The organism is Streptomyces sp. NPDC048584 (assembly GCF_043199595.1).
Taxonomy (GTDB): domain Bacteria; phylum Actinomycetota; class Actinomycetes; order Streptomycetales; family Streptomycetaceae; genus Streptomyces; species Streptomyces edwardsiae.
On sequence record NZ_JBICWF010000022.1, the window covers coordinates 16,915 to 41,687 of the forward strand.

Here is a 24,773-nt window from a genome sequence, read left to right on the forward strand (position 1 = left end):
AACTCGGCGATTCAATCGAGGAGTTGTCGCCGGAAGCGGGTGGCCAGCAGTTCGATGTTCCAGGAGGCCGTGCCCTGCGCCGCCAGAAGGTCGGCCAGGTGGCGGACGGCGGTGCGGTAAGCCTCGCCGGTGCGGCGCCAGTCGGTGAGTACGGCGTCCGGTTCGCCCGGCAGGAGCAGGCCGAGGGCCGTGTGCCATGTCTGCGTGGCGTTCCGGGTCGTGGGCTCGAAGTCCGTGAAGGCCGTGTGCCAGATGCGGCGCGCGGTGGCGGCCAGGGCCGTTTCGAGGGCGGCCGGCCAGGGGGTGGGGCGGGACATCAGCAGGCGGATCTGGTCCGGTGGGGGCAGGGCGCCGGCCCGGACGCCTCCGCCCAGTCCCGCCTCGACCTCCATTCCGGGGGTGATCGGGATGCCCGCGTTCCGTAGTTCGGTGAGGGTGACGGTTTCGGTGAGGGCGGGCAGGTCGGAGGGGGACACCTGTTCCGCGATCCACTGGCGGTGGGACTCCTCGTCGCCGGACGTGATGATGTCGGGGGTGGGGCCCGAGTGCTGTTCCGGGCCGAGGTCGCCGGGGTCGCTCGCGCTCCACTGGCCGAGGGACTCGCTGCCGAAGGCGCGGTCGTCGGTCGCCGCGATGTGATGGTGCCCCGGGTCGGGGTGGGGCTTCGGGGCCGCGTCGCCGCTGTGCGACCACAGGGTGCTGCCCTCCCGTGCCGCCGCCGTGCGGGACGGATCCAGTCCCGGGTCGGCGAGTCGGCGGCGCTGGACCGGGTCGGTGATGTCCCGGTTGCGGTGCTCGAAGGCGACCCGGGGCCGGGGCGGCGAGGGGGCTGGAGGCGCGGCGGAGGCGTCGGGGCCGGACACGTCGGAGGCCGTCAGCCCGCCCGTGCGGGCGGCGTGCAGCAGATGGGCGAGCAGGCCGGGGGTGAGGGTACGGTCCCAGCCGTGCCGGGTGGCGTACTGTCCGGCGATGTGCTGGAGCCCGCCCCAGGTGAGCAGGCCGGGGTCGCTGTTGCCGGCCGCCTGGAAGCGGAGCCGTTCGAGGGCGCCGAAACCCTCGATCAGCCCGTGGAACTCCGCCTCCCGGGCGGGGTCGGAGTCGATGTGCGCGCCGTGGGTGAGCCGCAGGGCCCGTACCCAGTGCAGGGCGCGGTCGGTGCGTCCCGGCAGGCCGTCGGGCAGTCCGCCGAGGTCGGCGAGCGCGTCGAGGGCGACGGTCCTCGGCTCGGGCGGGAACTCCCCTATGTGACCTGCGGGGTTGTCGGGGTCGTCGTACACGATGAGGTGCGGCGGCAGACCGCCGGCGGCCTCGCTCGGGGTGATCTGCCGGTCGACGGTGAAGACGGTGCGGCGGACCTCGTTGGCGACGTACTGGGCGGAGGAGGGGTGGGTGAGGAGGTCCTGGTCGGGGCGGGTCATGGACAGTTCGCAGATCAGCAGCCACACCGGTACGTCGGGGGCCAGCGTCCGGAGGCTCTTGCGCCGTGCCAGGACGCGGCCCAACTGCTTCGGATGCACCGCCTGGTTGGCGCCGGTGCTGCGGCGGGCCAGGGTGGTGCGTCCGCTGTCGCCGTGGCCGACGGCGATGTAGGAGTCGGCAAGACCGCGCGGCAGGGGCAGCGGGCCGCTCTCCTTCCCGGCGTACACACCGGGCAGCCCCTCCATGACGAGGATGTGCTGCTGGATGGCGGACACCACCCGCATGGCCTCGTCGCGCATCGCCATGTCGTGCGCGTCGAGGAACACCCGCCCGGTCAGTGTCTGTCCGTCGACCGTGACCAGCGGATACGAGTGGATGTCGGTGTCCGGGAAGAGGGTGTTGTTCGCCGCCCTGACGGTGGCCTCCGGATCGTCCGGGACCAGTCCCGGGTCGGCGGGGATCCAGGCCCCGGCCGGTTCCCCGGAGGCGGGCGCGGCCAGCACGGGCACCCGGAGGCCGTCCGGGGCCGTCTCCAGCCGCAGATCGCCGTAGCTGAACCAGGCACGCGTTCCGGTCCGGTCGGCGACGATGCGGGCGAGGGTCTCGTTGTGGCCGTCCTCGTCGGCGATCAGGATCACCACGGGCGTGCCGGGCCGCCGCGTGGGGTCGTGCAGCACCAGTTCGGCGAACTCCTCTTCCGACACCGGGATTCCGCCCGCCAGCAGCAGTCCCTCCTCGTTGCGCCGGCCCAGCACCGCGTGGGCGGTCGGCCCCCAGAGCGAGGGGTGGACGCCCGTCGGGTCGGCGACGACGTCCATGTGCAGGCGGATGCCGGTGCGTCCGGTCCAGTTCCTGCCGTACGGCGTGTTGTCGGCGCCGCTGAGGAGGGTCTGCTGCGGGTAGCCGTGCTGCCGGGTCAGCCCGTAGGCGGCGATGGCGGCCAGGCTGCCGACCCGGCCCCTGCGGTGGGCGCTGCTCGCGAGGGTGAAGGCGTCGTAGTGCCGGGCCGCGTCCACCGGTTCGTCCGGTGCCAGATGGAGCAGGGTCCGGGTGATGCCGTCGAGGTCCAGGGCGCCGCCGAAGCGGGGGTGTCCGGCACGCGCCGCCTCGATCACGCGCAGGGAGTGGAACAGTCCGTTGCGCAACTCCTGTGTGAGCGGCTGGGATCCGAAGGTGGCGTCGACGACCGCCCACAGTTCCCGAAGCCGCCGCTGTGCCGCGCCGTCGGTGGGCGGCGGCGCTGCGGCAGGCTCCGTGGGCGGTACGGGGGTGGGGTGCGGCAGCGGCAGCGGCGCGGGGGTGTGCGGCTGGGGTGTATGGGTGCCGGTGGTGCCGTCCCACAGGGCGCGGACGGCCACGTAGGCGTCGTCGCCGTCACCCCGCCGGCCCTCGGCGACGTCCCACAGCGCGCGGGCGCGGGCCAGCGCCTCGTTCTCGACGTCGGTGGCGTCGACGGGGTTGACCTCGGCGGCACGCACTCCGCGCGGCCGGGCGGCCGCGACACTCCGCGGATGGCGGGGGCGGGGTTCGGGACCCTCGCCGTACAGGCGGCGCAGCAACGGGTACAGGTCCGGGTGGTGTTCGCGCACCCACTCCGGGCCGTCGTTGTGGCGCGGCAGCCCGGTGTACGGGTCGAAGCCGCCGTTCGTCATCAGGTAGACGTTGGTGAGCTGGGCGAAGAACTCGCGCTCGTCGCGGCTGCTGTAGTTGGGGGCGCTACGACGGCCGTCGGCGTCCTGGCCGTGGAGGGCGCCGTCCGGCCAGGCGCCCGCCTCGCCGATTCGCCGGGTGGCCTCGTAGGCGTCGGTGACGCGCCGCTGGTCGACGGGGTCCAGGCCGTACAGGTGGATGGTGTGGGCGACCTCGTGCACGGTCGTCGAGTAGCCGTCGGCCTGTGCGTCCTCAGCGTCCGGGACGGTGGTGCGCTCGCCCAGCAGGTTCTCCTCGGTGACGGCAGCGCTGCGCAGGCCCGCGCCGCGCACGGTCTCCCAGGGGCGGCCGTCGTCGGTGAGTCCGCCCCGCAGATGACGGAAGGCGTCCTGGGCCGTCATGACCTCGCTCCTGGGCACCACCACGACCCGCGAACCGCCCTTGAGCAGCCGCGCGGCGACATCCGGGTCCTGGAGCAGCCTGGCCACCTGGGTACGGGCCCGGCCACCGGCGGAGACGGGCTGTTCGACCCCGTCGGGCACCTGTGTCAGCAACTGAGCGGCGACCACAGCGAATTCGGCTGAGGGAAGGGCGTCGCGCAGGGCGTCGACGAGTACGGGGTCGGCGGCCAGCCGCTCACGGTGCGCGGACGGCAGCAGCGCCAGCGCCGCGTCACGGTCGGCGGTGGACAGGCCGGGCAGGCGCGCGGCGAGCGAGCGGACCGGGTCGGTGGTGACCTCCGGGAGGGCTCTCAGTTCGTCGGCCAGGGCGGTCAACTCGGCGCGTATCTTCGCGAGTTCGGATTCGGTGATGCCGAGGGCGCGCCAGGTCCGCTCATGGCGGGCCAGGGCGTCGGGGTCGAGGGCGGCGGAGTCGAGCAGTTCGCTGAGCCGTACGGCGAGGGAGCCGGAGCGGTAGGCGTCCTGGTGCGCGAGGACCGATGTGTCCGTGCGCGAGGCGCTGTCGGCGTGCCGTGCCCACAGCAGGTCGAGGAGGTCGCGGCCGCGCAGGTCGGGGTCGGTGCCGGTGGCCAGGGCGAGGGCGGCGTCGGCCACGGAGTCGGCGGGGGCCGGCAGGGTGAAGCCGTCGACGGTGACCGTGCCGGCGGGCGGGCGGTCCGTCGCCGTGATCGTGATGTCGACGCCGTCCATCGACACGTCGAGGACCCGGGCGCCACCCGTGCCGGGCCTGATCCGTACCGACGCTCCGGGCAGCGCCGCGCGGATCGTGGCGACGGGGGGCGGTGCGGGCAGTTGGAACTCCACGGCGCCCAGCGGCCGGGACTGCCCGAACTGCACCCGGCCGCGGGCGGCTCCGGCCAGTACCACGGGGTGGCCGAGGCCGTGCAGTACGGCGCCGACCCGGCGGGCGGTGTCCAGCTTCCCGGTGTCGTCGGTGGGCGGGGAGGTCTGCGTGGTCGTGCGGGACGAAGGCGGGGGCGGGGCCGCGGGCGGGGGGTCCTTCGGCGGGGGCGGGGCCGTCTTCACCTGGTCGGTCCGTACGACGACGCCCAGCCGGGCGCTGAACAGGGCCGCCACATTGGTCAGCCAGTCGGCGGCCGCCGCCGCGTCCAGGCCCGGGCGGACCGTCTCGCTCATATAGCGGCCCGACTTGTCGTTCACCACCCAGGCCCCCTGCTCCGCGCTCCACCGGAACTCACCGGACACCCGGCTGCGGCCCGGCAGCGTCCGGCCGGCGTCCTCCTCGCCTTCGGTGACGAAACCGGCGGCGATACCGGTGTGGCCGAGCCCGTCCAGCGCCCCGCGCAGCGACTCCGCCGTCAGGTCGGGGTCCTTCTCCCGCATGCCCGCCAGCAGCGCGTCGAACTGCTCCGGCGTGATGATGCCGCTCAGGGCCTCCGTACCGAGGATCACCCTCCCGTCATCGGTCACCGTGTACAGCCACACCGCGTCCCGGTTGCCGGTGATCAGCAGGTTCGGGTCCGCCTCGTCCAGCGGCACCCACAGCGGGTTCAGCCGTACGTCGCCGCCCTGGTCGCGTTCCTCGTCCTTGATCCGCTTCGGGAGGACCGGGTCGCCGAAGCGGTCGCGGGCGCCGGCGTCGCTGCCGTCGTAGTGGTTGACGCCGTTGTAGTAGACCTCCGTCCAGCGGGTGGCGTTGTCGGGTCCGGCGCCGCTGACCCGGCGGGCGCCCTCCGGGAATGACCGCACCACGTCGACCCGCAGGTCGAAGGCGTGCGCGAGGAGAGGCAGGAAGACCTCACCCTCCGGTGTCCCCCAGCGGTGCTCCCAGTTGACGACGGCGTCCATCAGCCGGGCCGACTCGGTGTCGTCCAGCGGGGCGGTGCTCTGGGTGTAGGCGGTGGCGAGGAGGCGGACGAGGGCGGTGTCGTCGAGGTCGCCGGGGGCGGGCAGCAGGCCGTTCCGCTCCAGGTGGTCGAACATCTGGCGCGGGCTCAGGTTCTCGGCGTCCGCCCCCAGGACGGCCCTGGCGTCCTCCGGGGACATCGTCGGGTCGGCGGGGCGGGCGGCCATACGTGCGTCGACGTACCGTCGCGCCAGGTCGGCGGGGTCGAGGGCCTCGGCCACGGGGACGCGCCGGATGCCGTGGTGGGCGAGGAGGGCCAGCATGCCGGGCCGGTCCATGCCCCGGACGCGCGTCTCGAACTCGGTGGCGACCGTCTGCCGGAACTGTCCGACGATCTGCGGGTGCAGCCGGCCGCCGCTGCGGCCCACGTAGCCCTCAATGGAGGACCGCATGGCCCGCAGGGCGACACGGGAGGGGCCGCTCCCGGCGCCGGACGCGGACAGCCTGCGCAGCTCGCCGCGTACGGCGTCGGGGTCGCCGAGCCAGTCGTGGGCGGCGGGGTCGGTGGCGGCGAGACCGGGGAGCCGGGTGCGGATGTGTGCGGGGTCGCCGGCCATGAAGGAGTAGAGCAGACACTCCCCCGTCCCGGGCACGGGCACGCGCCGGCCCCGCGCCGGGGCGGATTCACGCTCCGGCTCGAAGGGCTTCTCGGTGTCCTTCGGGGCGGGGGTGCCGGTCTTCTCCGGGACTTCCGTGCTTGTGGGGACGGAACCCTTGGTGAGGGGTTCCGATTCGCCCTTCGGGAGGGGGTCTGCCGCCTTCGGGAGCGGGATCGTGGGCTCGGTGAGCGTCCCCGTCCCCTTCGGAAGGGGTTCCGTCCCCTTCGGAAGAGGTTCCGTCCCCTTCGGCGCGGGATCCGTCCCCTTCGGCGCGGGATCCGTCCCCTTCGGCGCGGGATCCGTGCCCTTCGGCGCGGGATCCGTGCCCTTCGGCGCGGGATCCGTGCCCTTCGGCGCGGGATCCGTGCCCTTCGGCGCCGGCAGTGGCTTCGGGGGTGGGGGTGTGGTCGGTACCGCCGGCTGGAAGTGGCGGTCGTCCAGGCTCAGGATCACCTGGGCGTCGGGGTGGGGCGACGTGCCCGTGAGGGTCGGGTCCGTCGTCGGGGGTGTCGGGGTGAAGTCCTGGAACGAGCCGTCGGCGGTGACCACCGTGACGCGTACGCCGAAGGTGCGGGCGGCGAGCAGCGGGAGCAGGTCGGAGGCCGCGTGGTTCCAGCCGGACTCGGACGCCGCGTCGCCCCGGCGCAGCAGCTGGGCGACGGCGAGTTCGGCCCGTACCTCGGGCGTCAGGTCGGCGGCGTGCGGCATCAGGCCGCCGAGGCCGTCGAACTCACGGCGTGCCGGGGTGTCCGTGCCGAGGTCCACACCCGCCGCCGCGATCTCCTCGGGGGTGAAGGTGTCGGTGTGGTCGGGGGTGACGGCGGCGAGGAGTTCCGCGTCGGCGTGGTCGGTGAGCCAGGTGGCCATCCTGCGGCGCAGGTCGGCCATCGCCCGTGGGTCGGCGAGGTCGATGCCGTGCGCGGCCAACAGCCCGGGGGCGGCACGTTCGAGGCCCCGCGCGAGCGCGCGGAAGAACGCGTCGCCGTCCCTGGGCACGTCCTGGAGCGTGTACGTCTCCCCGGTCGGGGAGGTGAGACCGGTGGCGGTCCTGGTGTAGCGGGGCGGCGCCGGGGGCTTGACCACCGGGGCCTTCGGCGGGGCCTGGTAGGTCACGGCGGGCGGCTCGGCGAGGCCGTCCAGTTCGGCCCGGCCCTCCGGGGTGGCGGCGAGCCGGTGCCAGCGGGTGAGCTGGTCCGCCCCGGACCGTACCCGGTGGTACTCGGCGGCCGCCTTCTCCGCCGTGTCCCGGAGTGCGTCCAGTTCACCGCGTCGCTTGTCGAAGGCGTCGCGCGCGGTGTCACGGAGGTCGGTGGCCTCGTCCAGGGCCCGGCCGGGCGCGCGGGCCGACAGCAGGGTCGCGTCGAGCCGCGCGTCGGCCGCCGCCTTCTCCGTGCGCGCGGTCTCCAGCCGCAGCTCGGCCGCCGCCCGCAGCGTCCGGGCGGTCTCCTTCGCCTCGGCGAGCCGGACCACGGCGGCGTCCTGTTCGTCCCGCAGAAGCTCCGCCCAGCCGTCGTGGTCGGGTTCGGCGTACATGTCGTCGGCGAAGGCGTCGACCTCGGCCTGTGCGGTGGCCACGGTCGTGTCCGCGATGCCGCGGTCGCGGCGCGCGTCGGACTCCGCCCGGCTCAGCGTGGTGTCCGCGGTGTCGACGTCGGTCCGTGCCAGATCCACGGGCCGATGCGCAGCGCGGGCGATTCGGGCCGCCCGGTCCACGACGGCCTGCGCGGCGTCGAGGTCGGCGCGCAGCCCGCTGGAGGCGCGCCGCTTCTTCCAGTACGCCTTGTCCGCGTCGACCCACGCCTTGCTCGCGCTCTCCACCGCGTCCCACGCCTTGGACACGCTGTCGGGGAAGTCTGCGTCGGTGATCAGCCGCAGGTCACGGGCCACGTCCTCCCGGATCCAGGTGACGACGTACGCCTCGGACTCCATGGCCTGCGGACCCGAGCGGGCCTTGGCGAAGGTGCCGCCCCTGATCCGGTTGGCGAGCCTGGAGTCCACGATGCCGCGGTGCACGTCGCCGACGCTCAGCCAGGTGGCGGGGACGGCGAACAGGAAGGAACGGCCCGTCTTGGGCTTGAGGTTGCGCGAGGTCAGATGGTCGTCGCCGACCGGCAGCACATCGGCGTCGAGGTCGCTCGGGCCGGGGACGAAGACCCCGATCTGGTTGAGGCCGGCGTTGGCGGGCGAGTCGTAGAGGAAGCCGCCGCCGACGTTCGCGGACTGGCTGTGCTCGACGGACGACGATGTGCCGGCGTTCTCCCCGTACCGTCGGAGCACCTCGAGCTTCTTGCCGTCGGCGACCGTGAGCAGCAACGCGCGGCTGAAGTCGGGGGCCGAGCGCAGCGTCAGCCGTCCGGTGTCGGTGCCGACGAGGGACTTCTCGGTCAGCCCCGCCACCTGGTAGCCGCCCGGTTCGGTGGTACGGGGGAAGAACGCGGTGACGGCCGTCGAGCTGGTGCCGTCCTCCAGGGCTTGCGCCGAGCCGGTGCCGAGGCGGGTCAGCCCGGTGTCCCGGGTGGTGCGCAGGAGTTCGGTCAGGGTGTCCTCGTCGGGACCGTCCTCCGCCTCCAGGGCACGCAGGGAGAAGCCGACGTCGTACGCCTTGGTCAGCAGGAGGTCGCCGGCCATGCGGATGTTCTCGATGCCGATGATCCCGCGGGGGTGCATGCCGTTCTCGGGGAACGTGAACGGCCGTACGACGCCGTCCCCGTCCAGGACCGTCAGTGCCTCGCCGTCCTTGGGGACCGGTACCGGCCGGGGCGGGCCGGACAGGGCGGGGTCGGCCGCCGGATCGGGCGCGGGCAGCAGCCGGGCGGCTCCTTCCGTCGTCGCCACGGGCTCCATCAGGCTGAGTGGCAGATGTTCGCGCAGCTCACCGACGTCGTCCTCCTCGACGAGGGTCAGCCGGCCCCGGAAGCGGTCGAGGGCCGTGGACTCCGCTTCCCTGAGGCCCGGTTGGGCCGGTGCGCCGGTGTGGGGGGTGTCGTCGGCCTCCAGGGTGACGCGCATCCGGTACGGGGTGACGATCTCCGCGTGCGGTTCGGTGGACGCCGCCCGGTAGATGGTGACGGTGGTGACCGTGTGGCTGGACGCGACCGTCTTGCGGTTCGACCCGGTCTCGGTGTATGTCGGTCCGGCGCCCGGGACATGGGGGTCGCCGGTGTGCACCATCTGGCTGGTGAGGAATCCCAGGTCCGCCCCGGCGGAGGACTCCGAGTTCCGCTGGGCGGTCTCGATCGCCCGCCGGTTCTCCTCCAGCTCGGCGCTGTGGTCCAGCCCCTCGAACTTCGGTGTTCCGGGCAGCAGTTCGACGCGTACTCGTACCCTCCGGCTGCCGATCCGTACGCTGTCCCAGCCCCAGCCGCCCGCCTTGACCAGGGTCGACGGGCCGGTGGTGGTCATCTCCCCCTTCAGCGCGCGGGTGGCGCGTGCCGTCACCAACTGCCGTATCCGCTCCCGGCTCTGGTCGTCCAGCCCCAGCTTGCCGATCCGTGCGTCGAAGGCGAGCAGGACGTCGGTGGGATCGAGGGCGTTGACGGCGTAGCTGCCGAAGGCGGCGCCACGCATCCAGGGCTGGGGCGTCCAGGGCTGCCGGGTGTAGCGGGGGACGTCGCCGAAGCCGTCGTCGATGAGCCCCATCCGGTGGGCGCTCTTCTCCGGCAGATGACCCAGCAGACCGCCGGGGCTGGTCAGTTCCGTACCGGCCGCCCCGGCGAGGGTGCTCGGCACCAGTGAACTGCCCGCGGCGGCCTTGCCGATCCGGCCCGTGCCCAGCCGGCTCGACGTCAACGCGAACCAGTGCTGGACGTCACCGGCCACCAGCACCTGGTGGGTGAACCCCTTGCGGTTCATGTCCGCGACGACGGTCCGTACGACGCTGAGACTGTGCGTGCCGGTTCTGGAGAACGGGTTGGCGACGATGCCGTATCCGCCCATGATGCCGTGTCCCGGGTTCTGGGCGACGGAGTAGATCAGCTGGCCGCCGAAGACGAAGCTGGTGCCGGCGCTGAGCTTGCCGGCGGCCTGCCGGGTGCCGCCGAGTGTCATCTCGGTGTCCATGGACATCGGCGGAGTGAGAGCGCGCAGGCCGCCGACCGTCGTCGTGTAGCGGAAGGTTCCCCACAGTTGGCCGTACGGCCCCTTGCCGAGCAGGCCGCTGCCCACCATGCCCAGCGGGCCCGAGCTCTGGTCGAAGCTCGACGTCAGATACTGCGGGGTGAAGGTGCGGACGATGGCGTCGCGGGTGGGGGCGCCCTCCTTCACCAGCTGCCAGGCGCCGCCGGACGCGGCCCGCAGGACCCGGTCGACCTCGGCGACGAGGGCGGGCGACAGCACCATGTTCACGATGACGAAGGGGTGTTGGCGGAGTTCCCTGAACTGTGGTGTCCCGCGGTCGGCGAGCCGTACGGTGCCGGTGCCGTCAGGGAGTTCGAGGTCGCCCCTGGCCAGGGCGAGGGCCCGGTCGGTGGGCATGGGGGTGGGGTCGGGCTCGTCGGTCAGATACGGGTTGAGGGCCCCGTCGGCGTACGGGTCGGCGTCGGGGGTGTGCTGGACGGGGACGCCGAGGAGGACCTGGCCGGTCATGGGTCCGCCTCCGCGCAGCCGGCCGAGCGCGTTCCGGCCGAACAGCACATTGACCGGCTCGTCGAGGACCAGCAGTCCCGGCAGTCCGAGGCCCAGGCCGCGGACCAGGCCGCGGGGCCGCCAGTAGCCGCTCAGGCTCGCGGTGAGGGCGAGGTCGTAGCGGTAGAGGTGGGTGGGCTGGTTGCTCACCGACATGGGCTCGTTGGTGACGGTCGAGCCGAAGGTGGTCTCCGCCTCCCACTGCCAGCCCTGTCGGGCGCCCAGGGTCAGCCCGAGGGTGTTGCGGGGCAGGCCCGCCAGTTCGTCGCGTTCGTTGTCCCGGCCCGAGAACGTGCCCTCGAAACCCAGGTCCACGCCCTGCTTGACGCTGATCTGGCCGTCCAGCCGGTCGATGCCCTGAGCACTGAAACGCATGCCCTCGTGGACGTCCTTGCCCTCGTAGCGGCGCCGGGTCAGCGTCCCGTGCACCCGCAGGGTGTAGTAGACCGTGCCGAGGGAGTCGGGGTCCGTGAGCCGGACCGGCAGGCCGACGGTGGTCAGCGCCTCCAGGTTCGCGGTGACGTTCTGCTGGGAGAGCACGCCGAGCACCTGGAGGGTGTTCTGGAGCGCGATCCGGTAGGTGACGGGGTCGGTCCACCGACGCGGCACGGGCAGGCTCTGGGCGGCCTTCAGCACCTGGTCGGGGTCGCGTCGGAGCAGGTCGTCGAAGCGGGCGCGCCAGCCCTTGGGCAGGTTCGGCGGCAGCAGTTGGTCGAGCGGGACCACGAGCCCCTGGTTGAGATCGCCGATGGCCTGGACGACCCCGTCGGCGAACGCGTCCAGCAGGGTGCGGCCGACGCCGTCCGCCGTGTCGGGGGTGACGCGGGTGCGCAGACCGTCGTCGAAGGTGAACTCCTTCACCCGGTGCATGCCCAGGGTGCGCGGGCGGTCCACGGTCAGATAGGCCGGGACGTGCGGCGGGGCGGCGCCGCTCCGCAGGGCGAGCGCGGTGCCGTCGTCCCATCCGGCCAGCCGCCGGGCCTCGGAGCTGGTCATGCGGTCCAGGCTCCAGGTCAGGAAGCGCGTGGGCGGTCCGTTGTCACCGGCCCGGCGCACCCGTACCGACTTCACCACCAGGTAGAGGGCGGTCCTCGGGCCCTTCACCTGTCCGGCGGAGCGCATGGTGCCGGCCGCGCCGAGTCCGACGGACCAGGTCTTCGCGTACGAGTACTGGGCGGTGGGACCGAACTGGAGCCGCAGGTCGAAGGGGGCCGCGCCGGGGTCGTGGACGTTGAAGGCGGGTCCGGCGACGGCCTGCAGCAGCAGGCTCCGGCCCTGGGCCCGGCTGCGTTCGCTGCGGACGGTCGAGGTGTTGATGTCGCGCATCTCGGCCTGGTCGGTCTCGCCGACGAGCACGGCGGCCCGGGGGATCAGCTCCTCCACGACGAAGACGCCCAGCGGTGACTTCCTCCTGTCGTCGGCGAACAGCGGCGGGGTGGTGATCCGGCCGCGCGCCATGGTGCCGGCGTGCCGCTGGAAGCTGTCGCCGGAGAAGAAGATGTCCAGCTCGGTGTAGGCGGAGCTGCCGGGCAGCGCGCCGATCTGCGCGGCCGCCCAGTCGCGGATCGCGGCGACCGGGCCGAAGCCCTCGATACGGACGAAGCGGTACTGGGAGTCGCGGTCGAGGGTGATCGAGCGGGGGATCCTGCCCGGCTCCGGGATCTTCGTCACGCTGTCGGGGAGGCGTACGAGGAGGCCCTTGCGGACGCCGAAGGAGAACCGTGCGGGGGCGTCCGGGTCGGTGCCGGTGCCGGTGACGAGCCGTCCGGCGGTGTCGGTGACGCGTATCTCGTAGTGGACGTCGTCCAGATAGGCCCGGGACTTGTCCAGGGTGCGGGTCTCCATCTGGTTCATCCGCTGGTCGGTGAGCGTGTAGCCGACCTTGTTGATGAAGCCGAACCGCAGGGCGATCCGCCCGAAGCCGCCGAACGCCGCCGCGCCGGCCGGGCCGATCGGACCGCCGAGACCGTACTGGGAGTTGGCCTGCATGTTCTTGGTCAGCCCGAAGGTGGCGGCCGCCCGGTGCATGCTGTCGATCTTCGTGGAGTCGCCGATGCCGTCGTCGAAGGGGGCCCAGGTGCCGTAGTGCCGCGCCCTGATCCACAGGACGCGGGTCCTTCCGTCGGCGTTGACGTACGGGAACGGGCGGCCCTGGCCGTCGGCGAGGGTCTTGGGCTTGTCCTGCAGCGTCTGCCGGATGTCGTCGAGCAGCCGGGTGCCGTCGGCGGGGCGGGCGTCCGGCCTGGCCGCCAGTTCGCGGTCGATGGTGTCCAGGGCATGCTCGGTGCCGCGCAGCACGACCGTGCTCTGGCCGAACGTGCTCGGGTTGGTGAGGAGCTGGTCGACCTCGGCGGCCGTGAGGCCGGTGGGGAGCAGTGACTGGAGGTCGTCGACGTACGCGGGCATCCGCCGGCCGTCGGTGAAGCGGGCCGGGGTGCGGCGGGTGCGCGCGGGTGGCGGGGGCGTCATGGCGGGGTCGAGGAGCGGGCGGTCCGCGGGGAGCGGGTCGGGCTCGGTGGACGGCGGGACGGCGACGGTCGTGGTGGTCTCGGCCGCGAAGGTGGTGTCGGGGGTCGTGGGGTTCGCCGGGGGCGCCTGCCGGGTGACCGTCCAGTCGTCGGCCCGCTGGCGCCGGCCGTCGGCCATGGGGAGCAGGGCGAGGACGTGCGGGTCCGAGGGATCGCTCTGGGCGAGCAGGTCCACCGGGCCCGGTGAGGTCCACACGCCTCGGCCGGTTCCGGCCGTGAGGACGTCCACGGCCCCCGGCGACGCGGACGTCGTGGTGGAGGCGAGGACGACGTCGGCGGCCGGCGGGCGTGCGCCCAGCCCGGGGTCCCTGGCCAGCAGTTCGGCGACCTCCTCGTACGGCACCCGGACGCGTACTCCGCCGGGCAGGGTCATCACCAGGTGGTCGGGCCCGCTCTCGCCCCGCACCAGATACGGCGCCGGCCTCGTGGTGTCGGCGGTCCACGGCAGCTTCGCCCGGCGCAGGGGGCGGTGGCCGCCGTCCGGGGTCGCCGCCATGACGAGGGCGCTGTCGGCGTCCACCGACCGCCCGGACGGGCCCGGCGCCCAATGACGCCCGGCCGGGGCGCCCTTGTCGTCGTACAGCAGGGTCTCCGGGGTGAGGGCGCCCAGCGACTCCAGGTGGTAGGCGCCCAGTTCGGTCAGGTCGTCCAGGTCCACGCCGGCGGCCGCCGCCCGGGTGACGAGGTCGAGCAGGTCGGTGCGCAGGGCCGGGTCCGGCAGGTCCAGGTGGAGCAGGCGGGCCGTGAGGGCGTCCGGGTCGGGGGTGCGGCTCTCCCACTCCAGGGCCTTCACCATCGCCCAGAACAGCTCGGCCCGTTCGGCCCGTCCGACGACCGCCGTGTACGGGTCGAGGCCCAGGACGCGGACGGCCTCGTCGTTCACGTCCTGCTCCGGGATGCCGGCCATCCCCTCGGCCACGGTGGTGATGTGCGGCAGGGTCACGAGGTCGCCGAGGACGGCGCCGGGATCGCGGCGCAGGGCGTCGGCGGCCCCGGCCAGCAGCTGCCGGTAGGCGTCGGGCGTCAACGCGCCGTCCGTGACCCCCTGTTCGGTCGCGCGCATCTCGCGGGCGGCGCGCTCGAACAGGTCCATGGAGAACGGGCCGGCTCCGCGCAGCACCGGGTCGGCGTGCAGCATGGTGTCCAAGGCGCCGATGGCTGCGAGGAGTTCGCCGTAGCGGCTGTCGTCCTCGATGGCCGCCCCGAACGTCAGCCGCAGCGCGCGTACCAGCCGCAGCGTCCGCTCACGGATCTCCCGCGACGCCGGCCCCACCGGGTCGGTGTGCAGTCCGGCGGCTCGGGCGCGGTCGTCCAGCAGGGGCCCGGCGGGTTCCGGCCGGTGCGCCACCCACTTTCCGCGCCGGCCCCGCGAGTCGGTGTGCATGACGTGGACGGGGGCGCCGTCCCGCCGGCTGATGCCGACCGTGTGGGTGCCGCCGTACACGGTGCGTCCGGTCTCGTTGGCGACGTGCTGGCTCTCGCTGACGGCGCCCAGCGGGTCGGGGACGAAGGTGTCGTCGACGCCCCGGCGGGTACGGACCAGGCCCGGCAACGCCCCGCTGGAGCACGCCTCCATCAGCACGGCGTGGTCCTTGGGCAGCCGCGCCAGGCTCGGCCGGCGTCTGAGCATGCCGCCGGTCCGCTCCCGCCGGGTGCTGTGGTCCGGGTTGGCCGCGGTCGGCACCCGGGTCTCGCCCGGCTTGGCGTGCGCGGCGAAGACGTACAGGGGGTTGCCGGTGAACAGGACGGGCTCGGCGTCCTTGTGCCACTCCCCGGTGACCTTGTTGTAGTGGTAGAGGTCCGTCGCCGTCGTCGCGTACCGGAGGTTCCTCATCGTCTGCGGGGGCTCGGTGTCCTTGAAGACACCCCGGCCGATCGGCCCCTGGTCGGTGACGATGGTGTGGGACAGCGTCTCCTGTTCCCAGTAGGGCGCGTTCGCGGCCTGGGCCGGGTCGAGCACCTGGCCCGGGATACTGCGGATCCAGTCGGCGCGGTGCAGCCCCCGGCCGCCGCGCAGGGAGACGACGTACGGCTGGGCCGGATCGTCCCGCGGGGTGACGTCCACGCCGCCGTTGGCCGACCAGACGTCCCTGCCGATCCGGTCGGCCGCCCGGCGCGGCAGGTCCAGGCCGCGGCCGCCGGCGTCGGAGACGAGCAGCACCACGGGCACGTCCGCGGGAAGCCCGGCCGGCTCCGGATCGAGGGCGAGCAGTTCGGCGAACACGTCGAGCGGCACCGCGCGCGGGGCGCCGTCGTGGCCGCGTACGACGATGTGCCGGTGGGTGCCCTCCGCCCGCACGACGTACGGTTCCGGCTCGCCGGGGCGGTGCCAGGGCGCGGTGTGCACATCGGCGCGGTCCAGGCCGCCGTCGGAACGGAGGGTCGACTTCCCGGTGGTCGTGAGATCCAGGTCGGGCACGACGGTGTTCGTCCAGTCGCGGCCGCGGATCCGCCCGTCGGGGGCGGTCATGGTGTGGGTGGGTGACAGCACGCCCTGCCGCTGGAGCTGGAGCGCGGCGAGGCCGGCCAGGCTCGACACCGACGCGGCGGCCTCCGAGGTGACGAGGCCGAGCACCCGGCTGCGCTGTACGTCGGTCACCGGGGCGGTGTGGTCCAGGAGCAGCACCCGGCGGACCACGGCGTCCAGGTCGAACGGGCGGGGCGGGCCGCCGGGCAGCAGGCCGAAGCTCACCTCGGGGTCGTCTCGGCGGAGTCGGTCGAGGCGGGTGAGCCCGTCGCGGAGTTCGGGGTACAGGGGGCCGGTCAGGATGCCGGGGCCGTAGAGGTCCGTCAGCAGTTCCTGCTGCCGGACCTCCTCCGGGCCGATCTCCGTCATCGGGTCGCCGGCCGCCGCGTCCTCCAGGTGGTCCGGCAGCGGTTCACCGAGGTCGGCCAGCAGGCCGTCCAGGTTCGGCAGCGGGGTGCCGAGCCCGCCGGCCGGTCCGGGGTCGAGGAGGCCGACGAGCGCGGCGGGCGGCTCGGGCTCGCGCCGGTCGGCGAAGGTGACGTCGTCGGCCGGCGCGGTCGCGGGCCGGACGGCCGCCCAGTCGGCGGCCACCGGGCGGCCGGGGGCGGCGGGGAGCAGGGTGGGGACGTACGGCCGGTTCGGGCCGGTGCCGGCCAGGGCGACGTTGCCCCGCGAGGCCCATACGGTGCGGCCGGTCCCGGCGCCGATCACGGCGCGCGGATCGGGGGCGGTGCCGGTGGCCGGTGTCGTGGCCGCCTTCGACACCGCCAGGACGATGTCCGTGCCGCTCGCCGGGCGGGCGTTGAGCTCGGGGTCGCGGGCCAGCAGCTCGGCGACCTCGTCGTAGGGCACGCGGGCGCGGAAGCCGCCGGGGAGGTTCAGCTGCAGGTGGTCGTGGCCGCCCCCGGCCCATACCGTGTACGCCGGAGGTCCGCCCGGCGTGCTCCACGGCGGCCGTTCCTGGGCCACCGGCTGGAAGCCGCCGCCCTGCTTCGGGGCGGCGACGACGACCCGGTCGGTCGCCATGGTCGCGTTCGGCGGCGCCTGCGCCCAATGACGGCCGACCGGGGTGCCGTCGGCGCCCCGGAGCTGGGTCGCGGGGTCGAGGGCGCCGAGCGTCTCCAGGTGGAAGGCGCCCAGTTCGGTCAGGTCATCCACGTCCACGCCGACGGCGGCCGCCTGCGCGACCAGGTGGAGCAGGTCGCCGCGCCGGGCCGGGTCGGGCCGGTCCAGGTGCAGGACGCGGGCGGTGAGGGCGTCCGGATCGGGGGTCCGGCTCTCCCACTCCAGGGCCTTCACCATCGCCCAGAACAGCCGCGCCCGCTCGGGCTCCCCGACGGCCTCCGGACGGTCGTCGAGACGCAGGACGCGGACCGCCTCGGCGTCCAGGTCCTGGTCCGAGAGGCCACCCAACCGCTGTGCGGTGGCCGCGACCCTGGGGAGGCCGACGAAGTCGGACAGTACGGTGTCCGGCCGGAGGCGTACGGCCTCGGCGGCGGCGAGAAGCACGTCCCGGTGCGCGTCGCCCCCCTGATGCGCGTGGGCGGCGCGGTCGAACAGGTCCATGGAGAACGGCCCGAGGTCGCGCAGCGCCGGATCGGCCGCCCGCATGGTCTCCAACGCGCCGATTCCGGCGAGGAGTTCGCCGTACCGGCTGTCGTCCTCGATCGCCACGCCGAAGGCGAGCCGCAGGGCGCGCACCAGCCGCAGGGCCTGTTCCCGGGTCGCGTCGGTGACCGGCTGCGCCGGGTCCGTGTGCAGGCCCGCCGCCATGGCGCGGTCGTCGAGAAGCGCGCCGGCGGGTTCCGGCCGGTGCTCCACCCACGTGCCTCGCCGCCCCCGCGAGTCCGTGTAGAGGCGGTGCGCCAGCGACCCGTCCGGCAGCGTCGCGAAGCCGACCATATGGGTGCCGCCGTACGCCGTGCGCCCGGTCTCGTTGGCGACGTGCTGGCTTTCGCTGACGACCGCCAGCGGGTCGGGGACGAAGGTGTCGGCGATGCCCCTGCGGGTGCGGACCACACCGGGCGGCTCCGCGCTGGAGCACGCCTCCATGAGGACGGCGTGGTCCTGCGGCAGCCGGGCCAGGCTCGGCCGCCGCTTGAGCATCCCGCCGGTCTCCTGCCGGCGGGAGTAGTGGCCGGGGTCCGTCGCGGTCGGCGTCCGGGTCGCGCCCGGGACGGCGTGGGCACTGAAGACGTACACGGGCTTGCCGGCGAACGGCACGGGGTCGTCGTCCTTGACCGACGTACCGGTGGCCGGGTCGTAGTGCCACAGTTCGGACGACTCGGTCGCGAGCTTCAGCGCGACGATCCGGCCCGGCGCCTCGGCGTCCTCGAAGACGCCCCGGCCGATGGTCCGGCCCCCGTCGTCGACGACGCTGTGCGACAGCACCTCCCGCTCCCACTCCGGCGCGTTCTCCCGCTCCGCCGGGTCGAGCACCTGACCGGGCTCGCTGCGGATCCACTCGGGGTTCGGCCTGCCGTCCCCGTACAGCAGGGAGGGCAGATGCGGCAGCGAGGGGTCCGGCTGCCGGAACACCAGCACCTTGCCGTTGGCCGACCAGACCTCCCGGCCCACCCGGTCCGCCGCCTGGCGCGGCAGATCCAGGCCCCGCGCGCCGGCGTCGGACACGAGCAGCACCACGGGGGTGTCCGGGGGCAGCCCGGTGAGCCGGGGGTCGCGGGCCAGCAGCTCGGCGAAGACGTCGACCGGGACCTGGCGTGGCGCGCCGTCGTAGCCGCGTACGACGACGTGCCGGTGGTCGCCCTCCGCCATGACGACGTACGGCGCCGGCTCGCCCGGCCGGTGCCAGGGCGCGGGTTCCGGCGCGGCCGGGTGCAGACTGCCGTCGGGCTGCCGGACCGCGCCGCCCGCCTCGGTGAGGCCGGTGTCGGGGGGTGCGGTGTCCGTCCAGTTGCGGCCCCGTACGCCGCCGTCGTCGGCGGTGAGCTCGTGGCTGACGGAGAACACGCCCCGGAGTTCGAGGTGGAAGGCGGCCAGCGAGGCCAGGCTGCCCGCGTGCTCCACCGCCGGGTCCAGCGCCACCCGGAACAGTTCGCCGCGCTGTGCGTCGGTCACCGGGGCTGCGGGGTCCAGGAGCAGCACCTCGCGGGTCACGGCGTCCAGGTCGAGCGGACCGTCGCGCAGCGCGGGGACGGACTGCCGGAGCTGGTCGAGATGGGACAGCGCGTCGTGGAGGGCGGGGTGGAGGGGGTTCGTCGAGATCGCGGGGCCGAACACGTCCGTGAGCAGCCGCTCGTACCGCTCCGCGGTGGACTCCTGGTCCTCCTCCCAGTCCATGATCATGTCGAGCGAGTCGGGGGAACCCGGGTCCGAGTACGTCCCGGTCGGAATCCCGGACGGCGCCGGGGAGCTGAACGGCGTCTCGTCGACGGCCGGCGGCTGCACGGACTCGGTGCGGACGGACCGGTAGGGGTCCGGGGCGTCGGATCCGACGGTGGCGGGCCTGTTGACCGGGAGGGAGGAGTCCGTGTCCCCGGTTCCGTCGGCGCCCGGGGTCCTGGTCGACGACGGGTTGAGGGTGGAGAAGACGGTGTCGGGGTCCGTGCCGTCCGCGGAGGAGTTCCGGTAGGTGTCGTCGTCGTACGCGTTCGACGCGGCCGTGGAGTACGGCGGGGTCGTGGAGTACGACGGTTTGGCCGCGCCCGTCGCACCCGTCGCACCCGTCGCCCCCGGGAGTCCGTACGGGGTGGCGGTGTTGCCGCCTCCGCCGGTCGTGTCGTGGCCCGAGAAGGAGGACGCGGACGACACGTCGCTGATGTCGCTGAAGACGGATGCGGTGTCGCTGTCGCTGTAGACCGACGAGGTGTCGCTGAAGTCGTCGGTGCGGGAGAAGGAGTCGCCGCCGGGCGGCCGGTACGGCGATGTGTAGGAGGAGCTCGGGTCGGTGTAGGTGTCCTGGTACGGCGCGGGGTCGTCGTAGCGGTTCTCGTAGCGGAACTTGCTGCCGCTCGCGCTCTCGTCATCGTCGTACCGACTGCCGCCGCCCGGCAGGTCGTTGATGCCGTCCGGACCGAGGTCGATGTCCTTGAAGTAGTTGTTGTACAGCCATTTGCCGCCGAACTCGACCCCGCTGGAGGCCCCTTCGAAGATGAGGCCGCTGAGGCCGGCGCTCAGGAACGTGCCGGGGTTGAGGGTGAACGTGCCCAGGAAGATGAGGCTGGTGAAGGCCTCCGCGAAGGTTTCCGCCTGGCCCTCGTTGACGAACGCGAGAGGGAGGTCGAACAACTCCTTCCAGGTCCGGTTGTTCTTGAAGATGTTCTTCACGATCGGGCCGGCGAACTGGGAGAAGATTCCGCCGAAGAGTCCCGCGAAGGCGCCGGCGACCGCGGACTGGCCGATGTCCGTCCAGTCGAACTTGTTGCGCCGGCGCTCCGGGTCGTCGGGCGCGGTCATGGAGATCAGCTGCGAGGCGAACGCGACGAACGCCTCCTGGATCGCCTCCAGCAGCACCGACAGGGGCGTGGGGATGGCCCGTCCCAGCCGCTGGAGGAGCAGCAGGATGGTGAGGGCGGTGCGCGCCTTCTGGATGGCGATCTCGGTGAGGGACGTACCGCCGGTGAAGACGGACAGGGCGGCGATCAGCGCCAGTTCGATGTTCATCAGGATGAACTCGATGAGGATCTGGTACTTCGCCTCGGACAGCTTGATGGAGCGGTCGATCTGCTGGGAGCCGATGTCCCTCAGCTCGTCGGAGAACTTCTGCAGATGGTTCTGACCGTTGTCGTCGACGAAGAGTTTCATCGCGGCGACGAACTGGTCGGCGATCCGCGGCGGGAGCGAGTTCCCGGCGGTGGAGATCGCTCCCTTCATCGCGTCGGACAGGTCCCTGACGTCGTCCGCCAGCCGCTTGTACGGGTTGCGGCTGTCGAAGCCCAGGTCCTCGTTGCCGGTGGCGACGCTCGCGCCCACATAGACCTGGAGGAACTCCCGCAGGGCGGGCGCGAACATGATCGCCATTCAGCGCCTGGTCTCGCTCTCCGAGCCCTGCGCCTCGATGTCGTCCAGCGCCTGGACCTGCGGCCGCTGCACATGGTCGGCCTCGGCGGCTACCGCGTCGACCAGCGCCATGAAGCCGCTGGTGATGGCCAGGACGGTGGCCGTCACCTGTTCCTGTTCGCGCCGGACCTGGGGGCCGACGGAGTTGGCGAAGTCGTCGTCGCCGCCCTCCTCGCCCCACCAGCCCGAGTAGCGGGCGTTGCCGGTCTCGAACCGGGGCAGCATCTCGTCGCCGTAGCGCACGGCGTCGGCGAGGTGCCTGGAGCCCTGCAGAATCGCCTGGATGTCGGCGGAATAGTTGCCGGCCATGACTACGCGCCCTCCTGTCGTCCGTCGTCCGTGCCGCGGGCCGTTCCGTGCGGGGTGGCGGGCTCCTCCTCGTCCTCGACGATCTCGTCGCGGAGCCGGCTCATCGCGGTCGGCCCCTCGGCCACCGACGTCTCACTGAGCAGCGAACCGAACAGTGACTGCCAGTCGACGCCCATCCGTTCCGGGGCGGCGCCCCGGGCGGTCATCCGGGTGAGCGGGTCGAGGGTGGCGACGACCCGGCGGGCCATGTCGGCGCGTGCCCTGTTCGCGGCCTCCAGGACCGCCGCGGACAGCTGCGGGGCGGCCATGGTCCTGTACTTGCCGTCGAGGAACTCCAGGGAGGTCAGTTCCCCCTTGGCGCCGACGGAGACGCGGACCGACCGGTCCGCCGAGAGCGCGGTGACCGAGGCGGCGTCCAGGTCGGCGCGTGCCGAGGCGGCGGCTTCCTCCGCCGCCTTCAGGTGGGCCAACGCCTGGGCCACCCGGTCCTCCATCGGCCGGCTCATCCCGGTCCCCTCTCCCTCAACGCCCCAGGGCCTGCGGTGCGCCGCCCTCGTCGGTGCCCCAGACGTCCTCGTCCTCGGCGAGCCATGTGGTCCGTTCCCTGTCCCCGCTCTCCGTCTGCGGTCTGCCTTCGCCCGCTCCGCCCATGCCTCCCATGGGCGGCATGAAGGGGGTGCTGCTGCTGGTCTGCGTGGACCGGGGGGCGACGCGGTGCTCCTCGTCGACGGTGGTCGTGGCGGCCGTACGGGAGGAGCGGCCGACCGACGGTTCGATGACGTTCCTGGTGCGCTCGCCGGAGCCGCCGCCGCCCGCCTCGCCGCCGGCGCCCCGCATCATCGGCGGGACCATGCCCGGCGAGCCCGCGCCCCCCGAGCCGCCGGCGGAGGCGCCCGTCAGGGCGTCGCTCTGCGGGCGGCCGAGCGCGGAGGCGAGGTCGTCCTGGTTGTAGAGGTTGTCGCTGAACACCGACGAGTAGGCGGAGCCCGCGGATCCTCCGGAACCGCCGCCCTGGTTGTAGGCGGAGAGGTCGGGGGGCTCGGGGAGATCGGCGATGCGCCGGCGGATCAGCTCGTCGATGTCCTTGTCGCCGGCGCCGATCCGGTCGTACTCGGCCTGGATGTCGGCCATCCGCCGGTCGTAGTCGGCCTTGGCGTCCTTGCGGGCCTGTTCCGCCTCGCCGCGCGCCTCGTCCCGTTCCGCCTGGACGTCGGCCTTCGCCTCGTCGTACTCCGCCCGGGCGTCCGCCTCGGCGGCGTCGGCCCGTTCCACGGCCTCCCGCTCGGCGGCGTCGATCTCCGCGATCCGGCGGTCGTACTCCTCGCGGGCGTCGCTCTCGTCGCGGCCTGCGGCGATCTCGCGCTCGTACTCCTGGCGGGCCTCGGCGCGTTCCCGCTCGGCGTCCTCGCGGGCCTGGTCCCGCTGCTCCTGGGCTTGTGCCTTCTCCTGCTCGTACTCCTGCCGGGCCTGCTGCTCCTGGCGGTCGGCGTCCTGGAGGGCGGCGTCGCGCTCGGCGCGGGCCTCGGCCTTCTGCTGCTCGTAGTCGGCCTGGGCGTCGTCCTTGGCGTTCTGGGCGTCCAGCCGGGCCTGCTGCCGTTCCTGGAGGGCCTCGCGGCGGGCCTCCTCCTGCTGGGCCTCCGCCCTGGCCTGCGCGTCGGACTGCTCCTGCTTGGCGGCCTCGCGCTCGGTGTCGGCCTCCGCCTTGGCGGCCTCCTGCTCCGCCTTGGCCTCGGCCTTCTCCTTCTCGGCCTCCGTCTTCGCGGCCTCCTGCTCGGCTTTCGCCTCGGCCTTCTCCTTCTCGGCTTCCGCCTTCGCCGCCTCCTGCTCGCGTTTGGCCTCGGCCTTCTCGGCCTCCTGCTCGGCCTTCGCCTCGGCCTTCTCCTGCTCGGCCTCTTCCTTGGCGGCGGCCTGCTCCGCCTTGGCCTCGGCGCGGTCGGCTTCGGCCTGGGCGGCGGCGCGTTCGCGTTCCTTGTTCGCGTCGTCCTGCGCCTTCTGGTTCTGGGCGAGGATGAACTGCCGCTGTTCCTCGGCGTCCTGCTTGGCGGCGGCCTTCTCGGCCTGCTGCTCCGCCTTGGCTTCGGCCTTCTCCTTCTCGGCGTCCGCCTTGGCGGCCTCCTGCTCGGCCTTCGCCTCCGCCTTGGCTGCCTCCTGTTCGGCCTTGGCCTCCGCCTTCTCCCGTTCGGCCTCCGCCTTCGCTTCGGCCTTCTCCTTGTCGGCCTCCGCCTTGGCGGCCTCCTGCTCGGCCTTCGCCTCCGCCTTCTCGCGCTCGTGCTCCGCCTTGGCTTCGGCCTTCTCCCGTTCGGCCTCCGCCTTGGCCTCGGCCTTCTCCTTCTCCGCCTCGGCCTTCTCCCGCTCGTGCTCCGCCTTGGCTTCGGCCTTCTCCCGCTCGGCCTCCGCCTTGGCCTCGGCCTTCTCCTTCTCCGCCTCGGCCTTCTCCCGCTCCCGCTCGGCCTTGGCCTCCGCCTTCTCCCGCTCGGCCTCCGCCTTCGCCGCGGCCGCCTCGGCTTCGGCCTTCTTCTTCTCGGCGTCGGCTTCCGCGTCGGCCGAGATCTCGGAGAGCGGGCGGTCGTCCCTGTCGGTGATGCTGGTGTCGAACGCCTTCTCGGCGGCCTTGAACGCGTTGTGGATCGCGACGATCGCCTCGGCGCCCGCCGTACCGAGCCAGTCCTGTACGGACTGCTCCCACCGGCGCACCGCCTCGTCGGCGATCGCCTTCCACGTGGTCATGTCGCTCGGCTTGCCGTACGACTTGTCGCCGATGAGGATCTCGTTGCGGAAACCGGAGGTCGACACCACATAGTTGTGCCAGGAGGTGGCCATCCCGGAGCCGCTGGACACCGTGTCGATGTCCGTCTTGTCGAACTGTGTGTCGAAGAGCTTCAGCCGGGCGTCCTGCAGCATGTCGTAGAGCCAGCGCTGCGGATTGCTTTCGGCCTTCCACGCCTCCCAGGCGTTGTAGAGGTTCTGCGCCTGGGTGAGGATGACCCGCTGGGCCTCGGCGAGCGCGCGGGCCGGCTCGGACGTCACCGTCACGTCGTCGATGGTGACCGCGACCTCGTCGCCGCCCTTGCCGGCGACCTGGTCGGCGTACCCCTCGTAGTTCCGCGCCAGTTTGTGGATGAGCTCCTTGAAGATGACGGCCGAGGTGCCGTCCCAGGCGTCACTGCCCTCGCCGATGTTCTCGGTGTCCCACTTGCCGATGGTGACCGCGCTGTCCTCGAAGAACTTGACCACCCGGTCGAACGCCCTGGCCGCCTCCGTGAAGGTGCGCAGATCGACGTAGTCGGCGTCGTTCACCGGGATGCCGCGGTTCTCGAACCCGTGGGTGGAGTACGGCCACATCGTCAGATGGGAGAGGGCGGCCTTGGAGCCGTAGAGGTACTGGACCAGGGGGTTGGTGTCCCAGTCGAGCTTCTCGCCCTCGCTGTTGGTGCCGCCCTTGTCCTTGAGCTTGTCGCTCGTCTTCGTGTAGCCCGGGATGATGTCGTCACCGCTGGGCGGCCAGGACTGGCCCGAGGCGAGGAAGGTGATGTAGACGCGGTACTGGTAGAGGTAGCTTCCGTCGGACACCTCCGTACCGTCGCCGGCCGGCCGGTAGTACGGAATCGTGTAGTCGGTGTTGTGCGTCTTCCAGCCACCCGAGGAAAGGAATCCCGAGGAATAGTCCGGACCGCCCTCGTCCTCCACGCGAACGTGGATCAGAGGGATGTCGTCGTTGCCCTTGAGAGTGTCGAACAACGTCTTCCGCTCCGGCAGAACATAGCCGGTGAGCAGGTCAACCGCTTTCTTCCAGTTGTCGTTGTTGTTGTCCTCGGGGTTGGCCATCGCCGA

The 24,773-nt window shown here is 73.1% G+C and carries 4 protein-coding genes; all 4 read right to left on the reverse strand.

Annotated elements, in window-relative coordinates; all coding sequences use genetic code 11:
- Positions 1 to 11: 11 nt before the first annotated feature.
- Genes ACGFR9_RS33820 through ACGFR9_RS33835 form a run of 4 tightly spaced genes read right to left on the reverse strand, consistent with a single transcriptional unit; the run spans position 12 to position 24,767 of the window.
- A complete protein-coding gene (locus ACGFR9_RS33820) occupies positions 12 to 20,594 on the reverse strand; it encodes a lonely Cys domain-containing protein (RefSeq protein WP_393216488.1) in 20,583 nt (6,860 codons plus the stop codon).
- Positions 20,595 to 20,942, reverse strand: a complete 348-nt coding sequence (locus ACGFR9_RS33825) for a hypothetical protein (protein WP_393216490.1) — start codon at positions 20,940 to 20,942, stop codon at positions 20,595 to 20,597. It abuts the gene before it with no gap.
- Between the two features lie 2 nt (positions 20,943 to 20,944).
- The gene (locus ACGFR9_RS33830; protein ID WP_393216492.1) at positions 20,945 to 21,448 is read right to left on the reverse strand and encodes a YbaB/EbfC family nucleoid-associated protein; all 504 of its coding nucleotides are present in this window, start codon (positions 21,446 to 21,448) and stop codon (positions 20,945 to 20,947) included.
- A gap of 16 nt (positions 21,449 to 21,464) precedes the next feature.
- Complete coding sequence (locus ACGFR9_RS33835) at positions 21,465 to 24,767, reverse strand: AAWKG family protein (protein WP_393216494.1); 3,303 nt, start codon at positions 24,765 to 24,767, stop codon at positions 21,465 to 21,467.
- Positions 24,768 to 24,773: the final 6 nt, after the last annotated feature.